At 74.2% G+C, this 4828-nt stretch carries 4 protein-coding genes; 1 reads left to right on the plus strand and 3 read right to left on the minus strand.

Annotated elements, in window-relative coordinates:
• Positions 1-65: 65 nt before the first annotated feature.
• Positions 66-791, minus strand: a complete 726-nt coding sequence (locus tag ATM99_RS14485; RefSeq protein ID WP_062103577.1) for a response regulator transcription factor — start codon at positions 789-791, stop codon at positions 66-68.
• Between the two features lie 145 nt (positions 792-936).
• Entirely contained in the window at positions 937-2733 is a 1797-nt protein-coding gene (locus ATM99_RS14490) for an Ig-like domain-containing protein (RefSeq protein WP_062103578.1), read from the minus strand.
• Between the two features lie 288 nt (positions 2734-3021).
• Here ATM99_RS14490 and ATM99_RS14495 point away from each other — a divergent pair, with 288 nt between their 5' ends.
• Entirely contained in the window at positions 3022-3804 is a 783-nt protein-coding gene (locus tag ATM99_RS14495) for a type 1 glutamine amidotransferase (RefSeq protein ID WP_062103579.1), read from the plus strand.
• Positions 3805-3927: 123 nt separating this feature from the next.
• On the opposite strand, the gene ATM99_RS14500 is transcribed toward ATM99_RS14495, so the two are convergent.
• Positions 3928-4707 carry a PspA/IM30 family protein gene (locus ATM99_RS14500; protein ID WP_062103580.1) on the minus strand — a complete coding sequence of 260 codons (780 nt, stop codon included), beginning with the start codon at positions 4705-4707 and terminating at the stop codon, positions 3928-3930.
• Positions 4708-4828: the final 121 nt, after the last annotated feature.

The following is a 4828-nucleotide window of genomic DNA, read 5'->3' on the forward strand; positions in this document are numbered from 1 at the left end:
CGGGCCGACGTCCGCGGGGTCGTCCGGCCCGGGTGCGCGCGGCGCGTCCGCGGACCCGGGCTCGCTCACGCCGACTCGCGCAGCAGGTAGCCGACGCCCCGTCGCGTGTGGATCAGCGGCGGCAGGCGGTGGCCGTCGGCGTCGGTCAGCTGGTCGATCTTGCGGCGCAGGTAGGAGATGTACGACTCGACGATGTTGGCGTCGCCGCCCCAGTCGTACTGCCACACGTGGTCGAGGATCTGGGTCTTGGACAGCACGCGGTTCGGGTTGAGCATGAGGTAGCGCAGCAGCTTGAACTCGGTCGGCGACAGCTCGACCTCCTGGCCCGCGCGCCGCACCTCGTGCGTGTCGTCGTCGAGCTCGAGGTCGGCGTACCGCAGGAGGTTCGACGCGGCGCCGTCGTCGGGCTGCGTGCGCCGCAGGATCGCGCGGATCCTCGCGACGACCTCCTCGAGGCTGAACGGCTTGGTCACGTAGTCGTCGCCGCCGACCGTCAGGCCCTGCACCTTGTCCGCGGTGTCGTCGCGCGCGGTGAGGAACAGCACGGGCATGTGCTGACCCTTCTCGCGCAGCCGGCGCGTGACGGCGAACCCGTCCATGTCCGGCAGCATGACGTCGAGCACGACCAGGTCGGGCTCGGTGTCGCGCGCGAGGCGCAACGCCGAGCCGCCGTCGGCCGCGGCGTGCACCTCGAAGCCCGCGAACCGCAACGACGTCGCGAGCAGCTCGCGGATGTTCGGCTCGTCGTCGACGACGAGCAGCCGGGCCTCGGGCTCCGCGGACGCTGTCATGGCACCATCGTGCGCCCCGAACCTGGACACCGCCTGGGAACCGCCTGCACGCGCGTGTCGGGGAGTCGTCGACGTGGTCAGGGTGCAGGGCCGGGGACGACGACGGGGCCCCGACCGGTGGTCGGGGCCCCGTCGTGGTGCGGCGTCAGCGCGTGGCGAGCCGGCGACGCAGCGCGAGCAGGCCGATGCCGGAGACGAGCGCGAGCGCGGTCAGCAGCGCCATCTCGGGCCCGGTGCCGGTCACGGCCAGCGCGGTCGCCGCGGGTGCCGCCGGGGCTGCCGCGGGTGCGGCGGCTGCGGGTGCGGGCGTGGCGGCGGGCGTGGCGGCGGGCACGGTGACCGCGATCTGCGCCCAGCGCTGCGAGGTGCCGCCGGTAGCGACGACGTGGTGCGCACCGCTGGCCACGTCGGCCGGGACGGTCGCGACGAGCGTCGCGACGCCGGCGGCGTCGGCGACGGCCGTGCCGAGCAGCACGGGCTCGGAGTGCAGGTAGAACACGACGGTCTCGCCGGGCTCGAAGTCCCGCGCGACCAGGGTGATCTGCCCGCTGGCGGGCACGGTCGTGGTGGACCCGGTCAGCTGGGCGTCGGGCAGCGCCGAGCCGCGGGCGGGCTCGCCGGTGACGGTCACGGTGATGGTCTGTCCCCAGCTGGCGACGTGCTTGTGGCCGAGGGTGCCGATGAGGAGCTCGTGCGTGCCGGGCGCGAGGACGGGCAGGGTCAGCACGAGGTCGCCCGTGGCGGGGATCGGTGCGGTGAGCAGGACGTCGCCGGCGCCGGAGGTGCGCACGACGACGTCGCCGGTCGGGCGGTGGTGGGTCGGCAGGGCGACCGTCAGGCGCGCGGGCGTCCCGACCGTCGTCGTCACCGTCGACGGCACCGAGACCTCAGGGGCGACGGGGGTCGGGCGCGGCTGCTCGGCCGGGTCGACGACGAGCGTGGCGCGCGCCGAGGAGCGGTCGGAGAAGCTCTTGTCGCCCTGGTAGACGGCGACGACGTCCGGGTACGTGCCCGCCGCCAGATCGACCTCCAGCGTCGCGACGCCACCGGGGCTGAGCTCGGCGGTGCCCAGACGGGCGCCCTCGCTCCAGCGGAAGTCGACCTGTCCGGTCGGCATCGGCTGGTCGGGCGTCACGTCGATCTGCGCCGTCAGCGTCACCGTGCCCTCGACCGGGTGCGACGGCAGCGACAGCACGACGGTCGGGGAGTGCTTGACGTAGAAGGTCGAGGTCTGCGAGGTCGACCCCGTCACGTCGTCGCCCGTGAACGTGGCGGTCAGCGTGTGCGTGCCGGGCGCGAACGTCCCGGCGGGCACGGTCAGCGCCGCGGAGCCTCGGTCCAGCGCCACGGGCCCAGCCCACGGGGTGCCGTCGACGGCGAACTGGACCGTGCCGACGAGCGTGACGTCCAGGTCCACCGACACGGTCGCGCGCAGCTCGGTCTGGCCGGACGGACTGACGCGGTCCGGGGTCGCCGAGACGGTCGTGGTCGTCGTGGCGACCACGGGCGGTGCGGTGTCGCCCACCGTGAAGTGGACGCGCTTGTGGGCGACGTCGGACCAGACCTTGTCCGTCTGGGTGCGGCAGGTGACGTCGACGTACTGCTCGCCGGCGGACCAGAACGTGGTGGAGACGGCGTAGTCCTTCAGGTCGCCGTGGACGTCGCCCACGTGCGTCCCGAGGCCGTTGCCCCCCGAGGAGATCCACAGGATCGTGTTCCACTCGACGTCGGGGACCACCGGGCAGGTCGCGACGAACGAGACCTGCTCGCCGACGTCGAGCGTGGTGGGCACGGGGCTGATCAGGGGGTAGTCGGGGACGGCCGACGCCGGGGCGGTGGCTCCGACGAGCACGGCGCCGGCCGCGAGGGTCGGGAGGAGCGTGCGTGCGGCGACGCGGTGCCAGGCGCGGTGCGCGGGGCGGTGCGTGGTGTGGGTCGTCACAGGGGTCCTCTCGGCACCGGGCTGCGGTGCTCCTTCTCGACGTGCTCGCGCGCGGGTGCGGCGCCTGTCGTTCGGCCCTCGTGCCGCGTTGCTGAGACGCGGACGGGGCGAAAGTCCCGGTGGTGGACGAGTCGGGGTGGTAGCACCCAGCCGTGTTGCCTGAGCATCTGCTGGGAGGTCGCTGGAGATGAGCGGGAGCGAACCGCGACGAAACGGGCAGATCGCGATCGTGATGGACATGTGACCTGGAACTTCGGTGGTACGCGGGCGCGCGGCTACCGTGGAAGCGTGACCCTCGACCTCGACGACCGCGTGCTGCCCGGCGACGCCTGCGGCACCGCGCCCCGCGTGACCGTCGTGCAGAGCTCTCCCGACGTCGGCCTCGACCGCTTCGCGCAGTGGCTGACCGGCGTGGACCTGCACCTCGTCCGTGCCGACCTCGGCGACGCGCTGCCCGGCCCCACCGAGGTGGGCGACGGCCTGCTCGTGCTGGGCGGCCAGATGTCCGCCCACGACGACGCCGTCGCCCCGTGGCTGCGCGGCCTGCGCGACCTGCTCGCCGTGGTGAGCGCGACCGACGTCCCGGCGCTCGGCATCTGCCTGGGCGCACAGCTGCTCGCCGTCGCGCGCGGTGGCCGCGTCGAGGTCGCGGCGCCCCCCGGGCGCGAGGCCGGCGTCGTCGACGTCCGCTGGCGCCCCGAGGCCGCGGACGACGCGCTGCTCGGCCCCGTGGCCGACCTCGCGGGTGCGGTGCGCACCAGCCCGCAGCCGAGCATGCACGCCGACGCGGTCGTCGACCTGCCGCGCGGCGCCGTGTGGCTCGCGTCGTCCTCGATGTACCCGTTCCAGGCGTTCCGCATCGGCAGCGCGTGGGGCGTGCAGTTCCACCCCGAGGCCGGCGACGCGACGCTGCGCACGTGGGCCGAGCAGCACGACGACGTCGACACCGACGCCGTCCTCGCGCAGGCCGCCGCGCGTGCCGACGCGGTCGAGACCACCGGCCGCGCCGTCGCGGAGTCCTTCACGCACCTCGTGCGGGCCCGCGCCGCGACGCGCCGCGTCCCGGTCTGACGCGCCCGGCACCGCGCCCGTCCCGGTGGGTGCGCCCTCCCGCACCTCGCCCGGACGTGACGGGGCCGGGCCGACCTCTCGTGCTGAGAGGACGGCCCGGCCCCGTCGTCGCGCGTGCGGACGTCAGGCGTCCTGCGTGCCCGAGGTGATCTGCGGGGTGACGGTCGTCGCGTCGATCTGGCGCGGTGCGCCGCCCTGCTTGAGCGCCGCGAGGCGTGCCTCGATCTCGATGTCGGCGCCCGCGGACTCCAGCTCGGCGAACTGCGAGTCGAGCGAGGACGCGGCGAGCTCGGCCTGGCCCATCGCGTAGGCCTCCTCGCGACGCACCTTCTCCTCGAAGCGGGCGATCTCGCTCGTCGGGTCCAGGACGTTGATCGAGCCGATCGCCTCCTGCACCTGGCGCTGCGCCTGCGCGGACTTCTGCCGCGCGACGAGCGTGTCGCGGCGCTGCTTGAGCTGGCCCAGCTTGTCCTTCATCTGCGCGAGGCCCGACTTGAGCTTCTCGACCGTCTCGCGCTGCGAGGTCAGGATCGGCTCCGCGTCGCGGACCTCCTGCTCGGCGGCGATCTGCTTGCCGAGCGCGACCTTCGCGAGGTTGTCGAACTTGTCGGCGTTCGCGGCGTCGCCCGCTGCGCGGAACTGGTCGGCGCGTGACGACGCGGCCAGCGCCTTCTGCCCCCAGTCGCGCGCGGCCGCGACGTCCTCGTTGTAGTCCTGCTCGGCGAGCCGCAGGTTGCCGATGGACTGCGCGATCGCCTTCTCGGCGTCCGCGATCGAGCCCGTGTAGTCGCGCACGAGCTGGTCCAGCATCTTCTGCGGGTCCTCGGCCTGGTCGATCAGCGCGTTGATGTTCGCGCGCGCGAGCTGGGCGATCCGCCCGAAGATCGACTGCTTCTCCGTCATGGTGTCGTGCCCTCCTGTGTCGCCGACCGGACCGTCGGTCCGTGTCCCGTGCCGCGCCCGCCGTCGGCGGCGGGCGCCTCGTCCTCGCGTCGCGGTCAGAACCCGCCGCCGCGACCGCCGC

This window comes from Cellulomonas sp. B6 (assembly GCF_001462455.1).
Taxonomy (GTDB): domain Bacteria; phylum Actinomycetota; class Actinomycetes; order Actinomycetales; family Cellulomonadaceae; genus Cellulomonas.